This is a genomic window from Kitasatospora sp. NPDC058048 (genome assembly GCF_042885555.1).
GTDB classification, from domain to species: domain Bacteria; phylum Actinomycetota; class Actinomycetes; order Streptomycetales; family Streptomycetaceae; genus Kitasatospora; species Kitasatospora lactacystinica.
Map to the genome: position 1 here is coordinate 230,067 of NZ_JBHVRT010000009.1, position 17,034 is coordinate 247,100.

The window sequence follows — 17,034 nt, forward strand, 5'->3', positions numbered from 1 at the left end:
GTGTGCTGCCCTCCTCTTCTCGTTGGGTGGGCACCTGGTCACTGCTCTCGGCGCTGGGCGTGGGCTCTGATCTCGTCGAGACGGTCCAGGAGTTCGTCCTCGCGGCGGTCGAAGGTCTCCTCGTCGATCTGGCCGGCCAGGAGGGCCCTCTCCAGCGCGGCGAGTTCCTGTTCGACCGGAGCGGGGTCGTAGTACTCGTTCTCGGCGGCCTCGACGACGCGCTCCAGTACCCAGACTGTGCCGCGCACGGGTGCCAGCGGGAGGGTGAGGATCTGGGTGAGCAGTCCCATGGTTTCGCGCCTCTCAGACGAAGCTGTAGACGGGCAAGGGGCCGTTCAGCCGGAAGTCGCAGTCGGCGCCCAGTTCACTCGCGATGCCCTTCTCCGCGGCGAGGAACAGCTCCCGATGCGCGTCGTCCACCAGGAAGGAGATGTTCAGGAAGTCTTCCCCGGTGGGATCGGAGGCCCGTTCCTGACGGGCGTGGGGGCGCAGCGCCTCGGTAATGCCGGAGGCCAGGGCCTCCTGGCGGGCGAGGACTTCCTGGGCGACGAGCTCGCCGAGGGCTAGCGGAAGGTCAGGGCTGCCGGCGCCGGCCTTGATGGCGTCGTTGAGCTGTCGGGCCTGGGGAGATTCCTGCAGGATCTGCCGCAGTAGGACGTCCTCGTCGATGGAGGCCTTGAGGTGGTACTCGGCGCAGCCTTCCAACTCGGCCAGGCGCTGGATGTACTCGTCGCGATGCTGCGCCAGGGCGGCGCGCACGGCGTCGTCGTCGGAGGCGGTGAGGCCGAAGCGCAACGGCAGGACTGTGCCGTGGGCCATCAGACGTTCCTGAACGGCCTGGTGGGCCATCAGGTCGCGGCGTTTGGGACGGAGTTCCTGAGGCGCGTCACTGACGACGGCGCACAGGGGGCCCGCACTGACGGCGCGAAGTGCGGTGGGATCGGGACCAACGCCGACCAGGCCTTCCAGGTTGCGCGCGTGGTCGGCGGCGGTGATGGAGTAGACGTAGACGGCCATGTCATTCGTCCCGCCGTCTGGTGGCCCGGCGCGTGGGCCTGGTGCGCTTCGGCGCGGGCTCCTTCTCCTCCTGGTCCTGGTCCTGGTCCTCGTCCTCATCCTCGTTCTTGTCGCCCCCGAGGTGGAGGGCCTCGGCGGCGGTCTCGACGGCACCGCTGAGTGCGCCCTTGCTCTTGCCGCGTGCGCCGCCCTCGGTGACCTCCCCGACGATGTCGGTGAGCTGGGCCGGGGCCTTGCGCCCGGATTCCAGGTCGAGACGGTTGCAGGCCTCGGCGAACCGCAGGTATGTGTCGACGCTGGCGACGACGATCCGAATGTCGATCTTGAGGATCTCGATGCCGACCAGCGATACGCGGATGAAGACGTCGATGACCAGACCGCGATCAAGGATCAGTTCGAGGATGTCGTAGAGATTTCCGGTGTTCCCGCTACGGGAAACACTGGCTGCGGGTTGCGGCACCACAGTCACGGTGCCTCCCTTCGGCGGCCCGCTGTCGCGATGGACGCGATTGCGTCCGCTTCGTCGCGGCACGAGGTTTGTCAGGTGCGGCGGTCGATCTGTCCGCGGGTGTAACGGCGGATCCGCTCGTACGACTGCAGTTCGCCTGCCTTGTCGAGCGTCACCCGGTAGCTGGCCAGCACACTGGTCGTCTCGGGAATGCGTTCCAGCTCCACCACCTCCACATCGGCCTGCCACCCTTCCTCCGTGGGCTTCAGCGCTGACACCGACTCGGGGACGCGGCCGAGGAGTTCTGCCAGTTGCTCGGAGGCGTTACGCATGGCGCGCATCGCCGAAACGGGCCTGCGGGTACGCCGCGTCGACGACTCGCTCGGTCTGCCCTCGGCGGCACCGCGCGAGCGGGTCGAGTGCGCGCCGGCCCTTCCAGGCCTCGCGTCCTCCTCCTTGCCTGCGGCCATGTTCTCTCTTCGGTTCGGAGACGACATTCTGACCATCAGGTGAACGTATGCCCGATATGCCCCAATACTATCCGTCGATCACTACTGGAGAGTGCTCTCCTCCGCACCTGGTGATGGCTGCAACGGCTGCTGCCACCCTCGCGCACCGGAAGCTCGCCGCTACTGAACGTGGCTTTCAGTTGCGAGGAGCGGTGCTGTGGGCGGGGCCTTCGGCACCCCAGGGTGCGCCGGGCCGGTGTCCTGCCAGACTGGGAAGGCGGGGCGCCAACGTCACCAGAGCCTGCGGCGCGGGCACGGGACTCGCGGTCCGGAGACCACGCTCCGGCCCAGGGCCCGGACACGGCGCAAGCTGCTGCAATCGACGCACCGCTGCGGGAGGGGTGCCTCCCCGTGAGGCGAGCGCCGCCGACTGGAAGTCCTGCGGCCCTGGCCCAGCAACGACACCAAAGAGCCCCTTTCGCTGGTGGCGATGGCGATCCCTCCAGAAGGGGCGAGTGCCGAAAGGGATGACCCATGAAGGACGCCACCAAGGTTGCCGTGGCAGCCGCTGTCGCAGGCGGATACGTGCTCGGACGCGCGAAGAAGGGGCGCCTCGCGTTCGCCGCCGCCACCTACCTCGCAGGGCGCAGGTTCGGACTGGACCCGCGCCAGCTGGCCAGCGAGGGCCTGCGCAGGCTCAGCGAAGTCCCGCAGGTCGCCGAGCTGAACCAACAGGTCCGCGGCGAGCTGCTGGACGTCGGCAAGAAGGCGCTCGTTGCAGCCGCCGACCGCCGCATCGGCGAGTTCGCCGACACCCTGCGGGAGCGCACCCTCAGCATCGGCAGTCCGAAGGACGAGGAAGAGGAGGCCGACGAGGAGGAGGAAGAAGAGCCGTACGACGAGTACGAGTCGGAGGAGGACGAGGAGGAACCAGAGGAGGACAACGGGCCCGAGGACGGCGCGGACGAGGAGCCGGAGGAAGGCGAAGACGTCGAAGACGAGTCGGAGGAAGAGGAAGAAGCTCCCGAGGAGGAGCAGCGGCCGGCCAGGCCCCCACGTCGACGCCGGACCACGAGCAGCGACGACGAGCGGCCGCGGACCTCCCGTGCAGCACCCAGCAAGTCCGCACCCAAGGCCGCTCGCAGGCCGGCCAAGAAGGCCGCGTCACCGGCCAAGAAGACGGCTCCGGCGGCGAAGAAGGCACCGGCCAAAACCACTTCCTCGGCAAAGCGGTCACCCGCCCGGTCGTCCGCCTCGAAGACCGCCGCGTCGAAGCCCGCAGGTAAGAAGGCGGCCGCACCGGCGAAGAGGGCGCCGGCCAAGAAGGCTCCGGCAGCGAAGAAGGCTGCGGCGAAGACGACATCCGCGAGCAAGAGCACTGCTGCCAAATCGTCTACGCGTACCCGGCGGAGGTGAGCCATGGCCGCCACGGAAGAGAAGTCCGAGGACGACAAGTCCACGGACACGTCGGGGGTCGACCGACTGCGCGAGGAAGCCGTCAACTACCTCGGTGCTCAGCTGGAGCACCTGGTGGAGATGGCCGGCGACAAGGTCTCCGACCTCACCGACACCCTTGGCGACGTCGTAGAGAACGGCGGCATTCTGCCCAAGGTGGGTGCCCGTGTCCTGCAAGGCGACTCCCCGGCCAAGGCTCTCATCGGCGAAAAGGCCAAGAGCGTCAAGGACAACATCGTCAACAAGGCCAAAGAGGCCTTCGGCGGCGGCGGCGGAAAGCCCGGCCGCAAGGCCGGCAAGAAGACCATGAACATCGTCGAGACCCTGGACGTCGGCGTACCGCTGCGGACCGCCTATGACCACTGGACCCAGTACGAGGATTTCAGCGGCTTCGCCAAGGGCGTTCAGAGCGTCTCCCAGGGCGACGAGGTGACCACCGACTGGAAGGTCAAGGTCGGACCCTCGAAGCGCAGCTTCAAGGCGACCGTCCAGGAGCAGATACCGGACGATCGCATCGTATGGACCTCCGAAGGAGCCAAGGGCAGCACCCGCGGGGCCGTCAGCTTCCACGAGATCACCCCCACCCTGACCCGCATCGTCCTCGTCGTGGAGTACTACCCCAGCGGCTTCTTCGAGAAGACCGGCAACATCTGGCGTGCCCAGGGCAGGCGCCTGCGCCTGGACTTCAAGAACTTCCAGCGGCACGTCTCACTCACCAACGACGAAGCAGAGGGTTGGCGCGGAGAAATCCGCGACGGCGAGGTCGTCCGCACCCACGACGAAGTCATGGAAGAGGAGGAGGCCCGCCAGGAACGCCCCGAGGATGACGAATACGACGAGGACGGCGAACCCGAGGACGAGTACGACGACGGTGAGGAACCAGAGTACGACGAAGACGACGGCGAGGAACCCGAGGACGAGTACGAGGAGGACGAGGACGAATACGAGGAAGACGACGGACCCGAGGAAGAGGAGGAGGACCGCGACAGTCTCCGTTAGACAGACAGGTACGGGGCCGCGTTCCCATGCAGGGGAAAACCGGTCGGCCGGGGACGCCGATGGAGGCGATGAGGAGCGAGACGGGAAAGCAGCGGTGCACTTGTCCTATGTGGGTAGAAGGAGGATGAAGTGCGGGGGTAGGCAGAGGGGGTGGAGGAGGTCCGCATGAGCGCGGGAAAGAAGATCAAGCACACGACCGAAACCGCGAAGGGCAAGGTCAAGGAGGCTACCGGCAAGGCGGTCGGCAACGAGAGCCTCGTCGTGAAGGGCAAAGCCCAGCAGGTAAAGGGCGACATGGCGCAGGCCGGCCAGAAGACCAAGGACGCGCTGAAGCACTAGACCACCAGCGCCTTACCCGCGGCGGCGCAAGCCGCCGCGGAAGTTCGACCGAACCACTCCCGTACGGCAGGTCGATCGAACTCATCCAGACCCACCAGCCAACTGAGAGGACCCGACATGACCACCGACGCCATCGTCCTCCTCAAGGAGGACCACAAGGAAATTCGGCAGCTCTTCCGGGCGTTCGAAGCCGCCGACGGCAGCGACAGGGCCGTTAAGGCCGACGTCGTCAGCAAAATAGTGGAGGCCTTGACTGTTCACACCTACATCGAGAACGAGGTCATGTATCCCAGCGTCCGCGATCTCGTCCCCAAACTTGAGAGCGACATCCTGGAGTCTTTCGAGGAGCACCACGTTGCCGATGTCCTGTGTGCGGAACTGGACGCGATGGACGCGGACGACGAGCGTTTCGACGCAAAGACCACGGTCCTCATCTCGTCCGTCGGCCAACACATCGAGGAAGAGGAGGGCGAGTGGTTCCCCAAGGTACGAGACGCCCTGGGTCGTAAGGAGCTTCAAGAGATTGGCGCGCGCATGCTCGAAGTCCGTGCCACCGCTCCCAAACGGCCACAGCAGCCCAGCGCGTTGAAGAAGGCCGCCGACGCCCTCCTGGGATAAGCGGGGAGCCGTCCACCTCGCACCATAATCGGAACTGCGCCCGCATCGGGCCCCGGCCCGCATCGGGACCCGCCGTCCTGCCCTCCGTACAGGGATCAGGGTTGCCTACCGGGGCGCTGGGGGCGGCGGTTCAGCGCAGAACGACCTGGGGCAGGACCCAGAGGCCGTCGTCAATTGGGCGGCCTGCCTGCCAGCCGATCACGCCCTGAACGGGCTGCTTGGCCGCCCCCGCGACAGCGACAGCGTCCTGCTGGGCCGTCCCGATCTGCTCGACTACATCCCGGGCCTGCACGGGGACGGCTCTCTCGCTCCTTCACCGACAGCACCACACTGCCCTGACGATTCCTGTGCGGGGGTCGGGTTTGGCACGGCGTGGCCGGTCCCCGGGCGCCCGTGCAGGGCGTGGCGCGCACCCGCGGCTGGCGCATCCGGGTGTGACCGGGGCCGGTACGGGAAGGCGTCGAAGTATGGCCAGGGAACAGACGGAGACAGAACGGAAGTACGAGGGGTCCGCCCTGCCGACGGGCTTGGATGAGCTGCCTGGTGTGGCGGCCGCCCAAGCCGCCGAGCCGGACAACCTCGACGCCCTGTACTACGACACGGCGGACCTGCGCCTGCTGCGCACGGGGATCACTCTGCGCCGCAGAAGCGGCGGCGGCGACCCCGGCTGGCACGTCAAGCTGCCGCTCAGCGCCGAGGCGCGACGGGAAGTACACCTTCCCCTCGACGCTGGGGGCAGGCGCGGGGTGCCCACGGAGTTCGCCGGCCGACTCGCGGCGTTCACCCGCGGTGCCGCCTTGTCGCCTGTGGCCCATCTACAAACCCAACGGGCCCGGTCACAGCTGCTCGATGGCGAGGGCCGGATCCTGGCGGAGGTCACCGAGGACCAGGTGACGGCCCAGGCATTCGACCCCGCGGAAGATCCCCCCGCCCACACCCGGCTGGGGGCGAGCGCGCCCTCAACCCTTCCTCACCGGGTGGGCGGCAGCGCGACGCAGGTCAGCGAGTGGACCGAGTTCGAAGTCGAGCTGAAGCACGGCTCACCCGCCTTGCTCGGACAAACCGACACGCTCTTCGCCAAGGCTGGCCTGACCCGCTCCCGCTGGCCCTCGAAGCTCGCCCACGCGCTCGGCTACACCAGCAACTCTCCTGCCGGGCCCATCGCGCCCACGGGCGCCAGCCGGGCATGGTCAGCCGGCGATGTCGTCATGCACGGCATCCGGACCCAGTACAACAGGCTCCTGGCGCTGGACGGGGCGGTGCGCCGCGGCGAGGAGGACTCCGTCCATCAGATGCGGATCACCGCGCGTCGGCTGCGGAGCCTGCTGAAGGCCCACGCGCGGCTGCTCGACACCCGCCTGTCGACACCACTGGCCGATGAACTGCGCTGGCTTGCAAGGCTTCTGGGTGAGGCGCGCGACCAGGAGGTCCTCGCGGACCAGCTGGTGAACGCCCTGACTGCCGTCCCCGCCCCCATGCGCGAGGGCGCGCTACGGGCCCGAATCACCGAACGCTACGCTCGTACCTACCAAACCGCCTGGCAAGGAGCAGTCGACGAACTCGAAGGCGCCCGCTACTTCAACCTCCTCGACGACCTGGAAACCTTCGCGGCTCACCCGCCGCTGCGCCGCCGGGCCCGCCGCGATGCCAACGAGTACCTGGCCGGCGCCCTGCGGCGACAGCAGCGCCGAACCCTGCGCCGACTCGACAAGGCCCTGCACACCGAAGCCGGGCCCGCACGGGACGAGGCCCTGCACAGCGCCCGCAAGGCCGCCAAACGCGCCCGCTACATCGCCGAGTGCGGCCAGGACGCCGCCGGGCCCGCCCCCGCCCGCCTGGGGAAGTACGCGAAGCGGATGAAGAAGCTGCACAAGGTGCTAGGCAATCAGCACGACAGCGTGGTCGTCCGCCAGGTCCTGGTCCGCCTCGGCGCCGAGGCGGGCGCAGAGCGTCGCCACGTGTTCGCCTACGGCGTGCTCCACGAGGCACAGCGGCGCGCTGGCGACGACGCCTTGGAGCACCTGCCGCGGCTGCGGCGGCGCGCCGCCCGCCGCAAGCTCACCCGGATGCCCTGAGCCCGATGGGCCCGCCCAACGCGCGATGAGACCCCCACCATTGTGGTGCTGGCCCGTCAGGCGGCCCCGGCGCTCTGGGGAGCGATGGGCCCGGAGCCGGTGCTGGTCGCCCTCGGTGAGTCCACTCCCCACACCGTCGCCTCCAATTTCTTGGCAGTCCGTGCGGGCGACCAAGCAAGCTCCTCCTCGACCCAGGCATCAATCAACCTGTTCAAGTCACCTCCAACTGCACCCATATAGCGACTCTATGGAATCGACCTACTCTCCTTACCCCAGTGACCAGTGCGAGGTTCCCCTCCTGTACGGCGGGACAGCAAGGCTGGCTGGCCCTCATCCGAGGCCATTCCCCCATCGTCTCCGCGCGCGTCTTCAGGGGGCCGGCGGTGCGCTCGTCGAGCCAGGTGTCGTCGTCCGCGCTGTACATGGTGGCGAGTTCGGTGGTGACGGCCTTGACGAGCTCGATCGGGGTGCCGTCGGAGAAGTTCGCGACCCAGCGGGCTCGCGAGAAGGGGTCCGGGGCGACGGTGATATTCCACAGGGTGTTCCAGTCCTGTTCGGGGATGAACCCGATGCGGATGCGTCCGTCCGTGGTGGCGAAGAAGTTGCCGAGGTCGTCGTGGTGCCGTTCGGTGTGCGGCAGGTCGAGGATGGGTTGGAGCGCGGGGTCGCCGATGTGCAGGCTTCCGGCCAGGTAGACCGGGTGGACGTGGACGTCGCCGTCGATGTCCGTCCAGTGTCGGGGGGCGGGGTGGTGCTCAGGTCGTCCTTCCTGTTGATCGGGTGGCGGCGGCCAGTGCTGCTACGGCGGCTGCGGCGTTCCACCGTTCGACGGGGATGTCGGCCAGGGTGGTGCGCCCGGTGGCGGTGGCGGCCGCGGATCGCAGTGAGCCCTTGTAGGGCCGGACGTCCACCACGCCGAGGTGAGCGCTGGGGACTTCCACGAGGCGCCGTAGGCTGGACCGCGGGTCGGTGAGGTGGCCCAGGGCCGCGGTGATCAGGCGGGTGGGCGTGTCCTTGGAGAAGTGGGCCTGCCACGCCGTTCGCGTATGGTCGTCGCCGGTCCTGCGGGCCCAGAGGGTGACCCCGGCCGGGTAGTCGCGGCTCCAGGGCGCGTCGTGGAACGCTCCTCCGTCCCAGCGGATCAGCCCGGTGGTGGCGTCGGGCGACCGGAACGCCATTTCCGAGGGGGTGCTGACGTCCAGCCAGTCGCACGCGCGCATCCGGGTCAGCAGAGTCTCGCAGGTGTTGTTCCTGCCCCAGAGCACTTCGTCCTTCGCGGCGAACGTGCTGTAGGACAGCGCGTGGGAGAAGGCGGCGGCGACGGCGAGGGCGATCTCGTGCGGGGTCTCCAGGTCGAAGTCCGCGTGCCAGGCACGCTCGCCCACGGCGGATTCGTATCCGGCCACCGTCCAACGCGAGTTGCGGTCGCCCGGCTCGTGGGCGAGCCGGATCCGGCCGGTGAGGCAGTCGCTGACGGCGACGCTGGTGTCTCCGCCGTCGCAGGAGTACCGGGACCAGCCCTGGTGCTCGGTGAGGAAGGCCTCGAACTCCGAGCTGGCGGTGTCCGGGTGGCCGGGCCCCGCGAGGTAGCCGGGGCGCACCACGACGTGCTGCCCGCCCTGGGCGCTGCTGGGGTCGAGCTGGTCATCGGCCAAGGGCGGGCTCCGGGCATCGTCGGGCCACTGGGTGGGTACGCAGGGACGCGCGGTGGAGCATTGGGATCCGGGAGGCTCGGCGGGTGTAGCGGCCGGGGTCGGTGACGGTGCGCAGGGCGGCCATGATGATGCTGGTCGGCACGGTGCGAGTGAACTCGGCCTTCCACCAGGTCGCTTGGTGGCCGCGGGCGCCGGCGGTGAGGGTGTAGGCGAGGTCGCGGGCGTCGCCGTGGCCTTCGGCGGCGCGGTAGGTCCGCAGGGTGGCGGTGCCGTCGGGTGCGTCGAGGGTGGAGGTGCAACACCGAGTGCCGGCGCTCCAGCGGGCGCGGGCTGCCTCCGTGTGGAGTAGGTCGAGGGTGTCGGCGTGGGAGGTGTGGCTCCACAGGTGCTGCTCGCGTTCGGCGCGGGTGGGCTGGCCCGTGCCGTGGGCGAGGCGGCGGGCCGCGGCCATGACCACTTCGGCTGGTGTGGCTGCGTCGAACGTGGCGTGCCAGGCGAGGCCGCTTGTCCGGCCGTGGCCGGAGGCGACGGTCCACCGGGGGGAGGTGCTGTCCTCGGTCCGGTCGAGGATGACGAGCCCGGTCCCGCTCTCGTGGCAGGCGACCAGGTTGTTGCCCTCCACGGTCAGCAGCCAGTCGTCTCGCCCCCTGGTGAAGGCGAAGAGCGTGTCGAGGTCCTCGCCGGGGCCGGCGAGGTAGCCCGGGAAGACCGCCATCGGCATGTCGTGGGACGGATTGGTGTGCGTCATCGGGTGGTGGCTCCGTCGGGTGGTGAGGCGGCCCCGGGGTGGTCCGGGGCCGCTGGGCCGGGGTTCTGCCGAATCGGCCTGGGGTGGCGGCCGAGGCCGTCAGGTACCTCCGGCGGCTACGCCGGGTCCTGGCCGGCGTCGGCGGTGCGCTTGGCCTCGGCGAGGCGTTCCTCGGCGATGTCCGCGTAGTGGCCGGTCAGTTCGATGCCGAGGAAGCTCCGGCCTTCGAGGAGCGCTGCGACACCGGTCGATCCGGATCCTGCGGTGAAGTCCAGGATCCTGCCGCCCGGCGGGCAGATCTTGACCAGATCGCGCATCATGCCGACGGGCTTCTGCGTGATGTGCCGACGCTTGCTGCCCGAGGGCTGGCTGCCTTCCAGCAGGCCCTTGAGGTAGACGGGGTTGCGGTCGCCGTCCATCGCACCCTTGGAGCCCCAGACCACGAACTCCGTGTTCTGCGTGAAGCGGCCCTTTTGCGGGCGGGCGGCCGGCTTGTACCAGGGCACGATGCCGCGCCAGGTCCAGCCGCCGGCCTGCAGCGCGTCAGTGGTGGTCGGCAGCTGCCTCCAGTCGGTGAACACCGCTGCGGTGCCGCCGTCGACGGTCAGCCGGAAGGACTCGGCGAGCAGCTGCGAGAGCCAGAACCCGTAGCTGCGCTGGTCTTTGTTCTCGCCGGGGAAGTCGGGGAGCTGGTTCTTCGAGCCGGCGGTGGTGTACTTCGCCTTCGCGCTGCGGCCGACGCGCTCCTGGGTCGTGCGCCCGCCGCTGTTGTACGGCGGGTCGCAGATGACGCAGTCGGCCGCTCCGGTCGGCAGGCCGCTCAGGAGGGTCAGGGCATCGCCCCGGAGAAGGGTGTAGTCGGTCAAATGTCCTCTTGGGTATCAGGGGGGTGTGCGGATCCGCCGCCGAGTCGATTCCGGCTGCGATTGGCGCATCGAAAGAGCCCGAAGCGCAGGCGGCCACCGGGCCTCCTTCGAAGGTAGAAGCCGGAATGGCTTTTTTGCAAGGAGTTCGGAAATTCCCGGGAATTTTTCCGATCTCCTTGCACGATAGCTATTCCGGCTCATACCTTCGAAGACGTCGCCAACCGCCGCGACCAGGCTGGATGGGGCACACGAACCCCTCCGGATTCCTCGGCCGGCCGCGACTTCCCCTCTTTCGCCAGTGCACCGGAACGCCTTTCCGCGCCCCGGTTTCACACCCCCACGATCGGAGATTCCCCTTGCCGGGACTTCGCCTCATCATGTCTTCCGACGGCCCGCCGGGCCTGATCCGGAAGGGCGCGCAGCAGCGGCAGGCGGTGTGAAGAAGGCCGTCGCCGGGCTCGGCGCCGCTGTTCTCCTGACGCCGTTCGTCCTGATCCTGCCGGTCGCCATGGCCTCCCAGAAGGACGGCAAGTGGGACAGCGGCAGCGAGGGCTCTGGCGGGACGTGCACCGGGCCCGGTGGTCCACAGGCTGTGGACACTGCCGCGATCCAGGCCGCGGTCAAGCTGATCCTGTCCGGCGCTGCCGGACCGACAGCCCCCGTCTCCGGGCTGGAGCTGCCGACCGTGCAGATCCCGATGGCCCAGACGATCGTCGCCACCGGTATCGCCCTCCAAGTGCCGCCGCGCGGCCAGGTGGTCGCGCTCGCCACCGCGATGCAGGAGTCCCGGCTGCGGAACCTGTCCAGCGGCGACCGCGACTCGCTGGGCCTGTTCCAGCAGCGGCCGTCGATGGGCTGGGGCACCCCGGCCCAGCTACAGGATCCGGTCTACTCGTCCACCGCGTTCTACAAGGAGCTGCTCAAGGTGCCCGGGTGGCAGGACCTCCCGGTCACCGTCGCCGCGCAGAAGGTGCAGAAGAGCGGCTACCCCGACGCGTACGCGCAGTGGGAGCCCCTGGCCGGCGCCTTGCAGCAGGCGATCGGTGCGGCCCTCAAGGCCCCGGCGGTCGGAACACCCCCGACACCCGGAGCCTCGCCCGGCTCGTGCACGCCCCCGGGCGCCAACACCGACTGGGGCATCATCCCGCCGGGCGTGCTCCCCGAGGGCTACACAATCCCCAACGACGCCTCCTCGGCGGTGCAGTCGGCGATCCGCTGGGCCCTCGGCCAGCTCAACACCCCCTACCAGTGGGGCGGCTCCTGCACGAACTCGCACGGGCCCGACCCGATGGGTCGCTGCGACTGCTCCAGCCTGATGCAGCAGGCGTACAAGACCGCCGGGATCACGCTGGACCGCACCACCTACGACCAGGTGAAACAGGGCACCGCAGTCGCGGTGGATCAAGTGCGCGCCGGCGACCTGCTGTTCACCGAGCGGGGCTCCCAGGGGCCCGAGCACGTGGGCATGTACATCGGCAACGGCCTCGTCGTGCACGCCCCGCACACCGGGGACGTCGTGCGCATCGCGAGCTTCAATTCCTGGAAATCCGGCGTGATCGCGGTCCGCCGAGTCGCTACCTGAGCGCCTCCTCCCCTCTCTTCTCTTCTCCGTGCCGGTGCGGCGCCGCCGTGCGCCCCGGCATGCCCTCCCCCTCTCTGGAGAAACGTTTGTCCTTGATCCTTGCCGCCCAGGCGGTCACCGACCTCGCCTTCGACCCCGGCGTAACCCCAGCCGAGGGCGGCCTTCCCGGCCTCAGTGTCCTCAAGCAGGTCGTGAGCAGCATCAACCTCTTCGCGGTCGTCGCGACCGTCGGCGCGCTCTGCGTCGCTGGCGTGGTCTGGGCGTGGGGCCACCACTCGGGATCCCACGGCGCCGAACAGAAGGGCAAGCAGGGCGCCATGGTGGCCGCCGGTGTCGCCCTGCTCCTCGGCGCCGCCAACGGGCTGGTCGCCTTCTTCTCGGCCCTGGGGACGCAGGTCAAGTAAGTGACCAAGCCCAAGTCCCCTCTCCACAGCGGTGATTCGACTCTTCGCCGACGGCTGCTGATCGGGCTGGGCGTGCTGCTGGTCGCCGGCCTGCTGGCCGGGCTCCTCGCCCGGCTGGCGGGCGGCGGCCACGCCACCCGCACGGACCCGCAGCCCTCCTCCCCGCCGCGCCCCAGCTCGTGGGCCGGCATCCCGGCTGGCCCCCGCGCCAACACTCCGCCCGCCGAGACGGGCGCCATCGTCGCTCGCCCCCCACACACGAGCAGCCCCACCGAGTTCGCCGAGGCGTTCGCCCAGGCCCTGTGGACGTACGACTCCCGCAAAGTCGCCCAGCCCGACTTCGTGTCCGGCCTGCGCCTGTGGCTCACCTCTGAGATCCAGTACGCCGACGGCGACTCCGCCGCCGGCCAGGTCCCCGACCCGGTGCTGTGGTCACGGCTTCGCGACAACGGCCAGACCTCCACGGCCGGCCAGGTCTCCGCCCACGTGCCCGACACCTACACCAAGGCGATCCAGCAGAACCCGGCCGCCTTCACCCAGGCCTACATCTACGCCGTCACCGTCACCGCGAAGGTCAACGTCACCTGGGACGGCGGCGGCCAGGGCGCCGAGGACCGCGCCATCACCCTGGCCGTCCAGTGCCGCCCCGGCAACGACTGCGCACTCGCCGCCGTCGCCCCCACCGTCTACCCCTAACTCCCCTTTCCCGTCTCTTACTTGAGGAGAAGACCATGGGTTTTTGTGATCTTCCGGGCACGGGGTTGGTCTGCGACTTCGTCGTCGGCGGCGTCTCCGACAGCATCACGGAATCGATCGGCAAATGGATCGCCAAGTCGTGCGGTGACCTGGCGAAGTCGGCCGTCGACCTGGCCAGCCGCGCCGTCGACAAGACCACCAACGTCGACCTCGGCGCCGGTTGGTTCCGTGACAACTACGCGCTGATCTTGCCCATCGCCCTGGTGATGCTGGTGATGACCTTCATGTTCCAGCTGGTCCGATCGGCGTGGCGCCGGGACGGACAAGCGCTCGGGCAGGCCGTCACCGCCACCATCAGCAGCACCCTCTTCGCCGTCACCGCGATCACCTTCACCGGCGTCGCCCTGACGGTGGTCGACGCGCTGTCCCGCGGTCTGTTCACCATCGCCAACTCCAGCATGGACGACGCGGTGCGCCGCATCGTCCGGGTGTCGATGATCTCGGTCGTCTCACCTCTGGGCTGGGCCGTCCCCGCCCTGGTCGCGCTCGGCTGCGCCGTCGGCGCGATCCTCTACTGGGGCATGATGATCTTCCGCAAGGTGTCGATCCTCGTCCTGGTGATCCTGGCGCCGTTCGCCGCCGCCGGAGGCCCGTGGGAACCGACCCGCGACTGGCGCAGGCGCTGGGTCGAGGCCACTGCCACCGTGGTCTTCTCCAAATTGGTGATGACGATCATCATGCTGGTGGGCGTCTCGGCGATCGGCAACTCCGATACCAAGGACGGCATCCAGGCCTTGTCGGACATCATCGCCGGCCTCGTCGTGATGGCGCTCGTCCTGTTGTGCCCGTTCATGATCTACAAGTTCGTCCACTGGGCGGGCGACGGCCAGTCCGCCGGGCTCCACCAGTCCGCAGCCGCCGGCCTGCAGACTGCCAGCGCCACCGCCAAGAAGGGCGGCCGGATGGCGATGACCGCCGCCTCCGGCGGAGCAGCGGGTGGCGCCGCGATGGCCGGAGGCAGCCCCGCAGGCCCGTCGCAGGTCCCCGGTATGCAGTCCGTCGGCGCCAGCCAGGGCGGCGGAGGCGGCGGGGGCCCCGAGGGTCCGAACACCGACTCGCTCGCCAAGGCGACGCCCGCGTCCTTCCAGTACGGCCAGCAGCGTTCCGGCGGCGGCGACGGAGGCGTCCCGCTCGTCAAGCGGCCCAACACCGACCGCAGCGACGGCGACCAGGGCCGGGCGCTGGTCACCCGTCCGACCGGCTCCGGCACGGGCTCGGACTCCGGCACGGGCTCGGGCGGATCCTCCGTTCCTGCCGCGTCCGCCGGGTCGAGCCCTGCAGCGGCTGCCCACGCCGCGGCGGGCTCTCCCGGCCTGTCGACTCCCGGCTCCGCACCGGCCCCGGCCGGAGCACCCGTGAGCCCGGGATCCGCGCCCGCTCCGACCCGCGCCCCCTCGGCACCGTCGCCGGTGGCCTCGCCCGCACCAGCAGGCAGCACAGGTGCCCAGGCCTTCGGTCCGGTGATCACCCCACCGCCCGGTCCGGCGAGGGGCACCGGCACCCCCCAGCGGTTCACCTTCCCCTCGGGCCCGCCCTCCGACTGACGGAACGCCCGGCAGGAACGATTCCTCTCCCTCCCCCGCCGCCCCCGGGGAGGACGGGCGATAGGCCTCGCCCTACTTGCAGAACAATCCTGTCCTCTCCGGCCGCCCAGGCCCGGAGGGAACAGGATCGCCCTCCTCCCCCGCACCAGAGAGCGCCCCCTTCCTGAGCACGCCCAGCGAGACCCCCGCCACCGTCAAGTTCCCCGCCCGCAGCCGACGGGGCATCCTCCTCGGCCTGACCCTCCCGCAGCTGGTCCTCACCGCGATCGGCGCAGCGGTCCTGCTCGCCGTCCTGATGACGCTCGGCATCATTGGCGCTTTCGCCCTCACTCCGCTGTGGGTACTGATGGCCGTCGCCGTCGTCTTCCGAATACGCGGGCGGTCGCTGGCCGAGTGGGCCCCCGTCGCCTCGCGCTACTGGTTGCGCCGTACCCGCGGTCAGCTGGTCTGGCTGGCCCGCCCCTCGGCCCGTCCCCGCGTCGAAGGCCTGCTCCACCTGCCGGGCACCGCCGCCTCGCTGCGCGCCGTCACCTCCCCCGACGGGCGCCTCGGCGCCGTCCACGACCAGCAGCAGGCCACCCTCACCGCCGTCACCCGCGTCAGCAGCAGGGCGTTCGCCCTCCTCGACCCGTCCACCCAGGCCGGCGCCGTCGCCGGCTGGGGCCGGGCGCTGGCCGCGCTGTCGCGCTCGGGCCAGATCGCCCGGATCCAGGTGATGGAGCGCACCGTCCCGGACTCGGGCGACGCCCTCCAGCGGTACTGGCTGGAGCACGGCCGGCCCTCCACCCCGGTCGCCGGCGCGATCTACGAGGACCTGCTCGCCGCCGCCGGGCCGTCCGCCGCCCCCCACGAGGCCTACATCGCCATCGCACTGGACCTGCGAGCCGCCCGTCGCCTGATCAACCAGGCCGGTGGCGGCCTCAGCGGCGCCTTCGCCGTCCTGGCTCAGCTCACCTCCAGCCTCGACGCGTCGGTGCGCGGCGCCGGGCTGACGCCGAGCGGCTGGCTGACCGCCGGCGAGATCGCCGCCACCGTCCGCACCGCCTACGACCCGGCCGTCCTCGGCTCGCTGGAGCGCTGGTCCGACTCCGGCCGCCCCGAGGCCGACGTCGCCGCCGCCGGGCCGGTCGTCCTGGTAGAGGAATCGGATAAGATCCGCACCGACTCCGCCCACCACGCCGTCTTCTGGATCGAGCAGTGGCCCAGGACCGAGACCTCGGCCGGTTTCCTCCACCAACTCCTCTACTCCTCCGGCGTCCGGCGCACGCTCTCACTCCTCTACACCCCCCAGGGCCTGGACGCCGCACTCAAGGACGTGCAGCGCAAGAAGGCGACGATCATCGCGGACGCGGCCGAGCGCATACGCCGAGGACAGGTCGACTCCGAGGCCGACACCGTCGAGTACCAGGACGTCAAGGCACGTGAACTGCAGCTGATCGCCGGCCACTCCGACGTCGCGATGACCGGTCTGCTCGTGGTCTCCGCGGACGACGCCGACCAGCTCAGCGCCGCGTGCGCCCAGGTCGAAACCGCCGCCGTCGCCGCCCTGATCGACCTGCGCCGCCTCACCCTTCAGCAGGCCGAGGCCTTCACCGCCGCCGCCCTCCCGCTGGCCCGACTCTGACCACCGAAGGGCTCCCCATGCACAACGACGAGCCGAACCTCCTCCGGTTCGCCACCGCCTCCCTCGCCTGCCACCGCGACACCGCCCAGGCCGACGACTGGCCGCTGTCCCGCGAGGAACTCGACGCCCTCCACGAGCACGCCGTCGCACTCCACCAACTGGTCGACCACGCTACGGTCCGCACCCGCGCCCAGGCCCCCGCCGAGGGAGACCACCTCCACAACGCCCGCATCCGGATGTGGCAGAGCACCGAGCACCTGCACGCCGCCTACCACGCGGCCCCGCGCGCCGACGGGCGGATGCCCAGCCGCGAAGCGTGCGCATTCCGTCTACCGGAGGGCGCACCGGAGCTGACCATCTGCCAGCGCCATCTCACGGCCTCGAAGCGGGTCCGGCTGATCACCACACCCACCGATCTGCACACCCCCGCCACCGGCATGATCTGCCGCTGACCG

The 17,034-nt window shown here is 69.9% G+C and carries 19 protein-coding genes; 11 read left to right on the forward strand and 8 right to left on the reverse strand.

Annotated features, from left to right (window positions below; genetic code table 11):
• Positions 1 to 38: 38 nt before the first annotated feature.
• The 4 genes from ACFVVA_RS12850 to ACFVVA_RS12865 form a co-directional block, all read right to left on the reverse strand.
• Entirely contained in the window at positions 39 to 290 is a 252-nt protein-coding gene (locus tag ACFVVA_RS12850) for a gas vesicle protein GvpG (protein ID WP_387688661.1), read from the reverse strand.
• Positions 291 to 303: 13 nt separating this feature from the next.
• On the reverse strand, positions 304 to 1,017 hold the full coding sequence (locus tag ACFVVA_RS12855) for a GvpL/GvpF family gas vesicle protein (protein WP_387688663.1): 714 nt from the start codon (positions 1,015 to 1,017) through the stop codon (positions 304 to 306).
• A gap of 1 nt (position 1,018) precedes the next feature.
• Positions 1,019 to 1,486 carry a gas vesicle structural protein GvpA gene (locus ACFVVA_RS12860; RefSeq protein ID WP_387688665.1) on the reverse strand — a complete coding sequence of 156 codons (468 nt, stop codon included), beginning with the start codon at positions 1,484 to 1,486 and terminating at the stop codon, positions 1,019 to 1,021.
• Between the two features lie 71 nt (positions 1,487 to 1,557).
• A complete protein-coding gene (locus tag ACFVVA_RS12865) occupies positions 1,558 to 1,935 on the reverse strand; it encodes a gas vesicle protein (protein WP_387688667.1) in 378 nt (125 codons plus the stop codon).
• A gap of 513 nt (positions 1,936 to 2,448) precedes the next feature.
• Here ACFVVA_RS12865 and ACFVVA_RS12870 point away from each other — a divergent pair.
• From ACFVVA_RS12870 to ACFVVA_RS12890, 5 genes are all read left to right on the forward strand, one after another.
• The gene (locus ACFVVA_RS12870; RefSeq protein WP_387688669.1) at positions 2,449 to 3,330 is read left to right on the forward strand and encodes a histone protein; all 882 of its coding nucleotides are present in this window, start codon (positions 2,449 to 2,451) and stop codon (positions 3,328 to 3,330) included.
• Positions 3,331 to 3,333: 3 nt separating this feature from the next.
• On the forward strand, positions 3,334 to 4,368 hold the full coding sequence (locus tag ACFVVA_RS12875; RefSeq protein WP_387688671.1) for an SRPBCC family protein: 1,035 nt from the start codon (positions 3,334 to 3,336) through the stop codon (positions 4,366 to 4,368).
• A gap of 165 nt (positions 4,369 to 4,533) precedes the next feature.
• Positions 4,534 to 4,707: a CsbD family protein gene (locus ACFVVA_RS12880; RefSeq protein ID WP_387688673.1), complete on the forward strand. Its 174-nt coding sequence runs from the start codon at positions 4,534 to 4,536 to the stop codon at positions 4,705 to 4,707.
• Positions 4,708 to 4,824: 117 nt separating this feature from the next.
• Positions 4,825 to 5,325, forward strand: coding sequence for a hemerythrin domain-containing protein (locus ACFVVA_RS12885; protein WP_387688675.1), 501 nt, complete (start codon positions 4,825 to 4,827; stop codon positions 5,323 to 5,325).
• 467 nt (positions 5,326 to 5,792) lie between these two features.
• On the forward strand, positions 5,793 to 7,400 hold the full coding sequence (locus tag ACFVVA_RS12890; RefSeq protein ID WP_387688677.1) for a CHAD domain-containing protein: 1,608 nt from the start codon (positions 5,793 to 5,795) through the stop codon (positions 7,398 to 7,400).
• A gap of 211 nt (positions 7,401 to 7,611) precedes the next feature.
• On the opposite strand, the gene ACFVVA_RS12895 is transcribed toward ACFVVA_RS12890, so the two are convergent.
• The 4 genes from ACFVVA_RS12895 to ACFVVA_RS12910 all read right to left on the reverse strand — a co-directional run bounded on the left by ACFVVA_RS12895 (position 7,612) and on the right by ACFVVA_RS12910 (position 10,669).
• Positions 7,612 to 8,124, reverse strand: a complete 513-nt coding sequence (locus tag ACFVVA_RS12895; protein WP_387688765.1) for a DUF317 domain-containing protein — start codon at positions 8,122 to 8,124, stop codon at positions 7,612 to 7,614.
• 31 nt (positions 8,125 to 8,155) lie between these two features.
• Positions 8,156 to 9,055 carry a DUF317 domain-containing protein gene (locus tag ACFVVA_RS12900; protein ID WP_387688679.1) on the reverse strand — a complete coding sequence of 300 codons (900 nt, stop codon included), beginning with the start codon at positions 9,053 to 9,055 and terminating at the stop codon, positions 8,156 to 8,158.
• Positions 9,045 to 9,803: a DUF317 domain-containing protein gene (locus ACFVVA_RS12905; protein ID WP_387688681.1), complete on the reverse strand. Its 759-nt coding sequence runs from the start codon at positions 9,801 to 9,803 to the stop codon at positions 9,045 to 9,047. The genes ACFVVA_RS12900 and ACFVVA_RS12905 overlap by 11 nt, the downstream gene beginning before the upstream one ends.
• Before the next feature lie 116 nt (positions 9,804 to 9,919).
• On the reverse strand, positions 9,920 to 10,669 hold the full coding sequence (locus tag ACFVVA_RS12910; RefSeq protein WP_387688683.1) for a DNA-methyltransferase: 750 nt from the start codon (positions 10,667 to 10,669) through the stop codon (positions 9,920 to 9,922).
• A 436-nt stretch (positions 10,670 to 11,105) separates the two neighbouring features.
• On the opposite strand from ACFVVA_RS12910, the gene ACFVVA_RS12915 reads away from it, so the two are divergent.
• From ACFVVA_RS12915 to ACFVVA_RS12940, 6 genes are all read left to right on the forward strand, one after another.
• Positions 11,106 to 12,251 (forward strand): C40 family peptidase, encoded by a 1,146-nt coding sequence (locus ACFVVA_RS12915; protein WP_387688685.1) that lies wholly within the window; start codon positions 11,106 to 11,108, stop codon positions 12,249 to 12,251.
• Positions 12,252 to 12,346: 95 nt separating this feature from the next.
• The gene (locus tag ACFVVA_RS12920; protein WP_387688766.1) at positions 12,347 to 12,655 is read left to right on the forward strand and encodes a DUF6112 family protein; all 309 of its coding nucleotides are present in this window, start codon (positions 12,347 to 12,349) and stop codon (positions 12,653 to 12,655) included.
• Entirely contained in the window at positions 12,656 to 13,351 is a 696-nt protein-coding gene (locus tag ACFVVA_RS12925; protein WP_387688687.1) for a hypothetical protein, read from the forward strand.
• 35 nt (positions 13,352 to 13,386) lie between these two features.
• On the forward strand, positions 13,387 to 14,955 hold the full coding sequence (locus tag ACFVVA_RS12930) for a conjugal transfer protein TrbL family protein (protein WP_387688689.1): 1,569 nt from the start codon (positions 13,387 to 13,389) through the stop codon (positions 14,953 to 14,955).
• A gap of 163 nt (positions 14,956 to 15,118) precedes the next feature.
• The gene (locus ACFVVA_RS12935) at positions 15,119 to 16,579 is read left to right on the forward strand and encodes an SCO6880 family protein (RefSeq protein WP_387688768.1); all 1,461 of its coding nucleotides are present in this window, start codon (positions 15,119 to 15,121) and stop codon (positions 16,577 to 16,579) included.
• A 17-nt stretch (positions 16,580 to 16,596) separates the two neighbouring features.
• The gene (locus tag ACFVVA_RS12940) at positions 16,597 to 17,031 is read left to right on the forward strand and encodes a DUF6238 family protein (protein WP_387688691.1); all 435 of its coding nucleotides are present in this window, start codon (positions 16,597 to 16,599) and stop codon (positions 17,029 to 17,031) included.
• Positions 17,032 to 17,034: the final 3 nt, after the last annotated feature.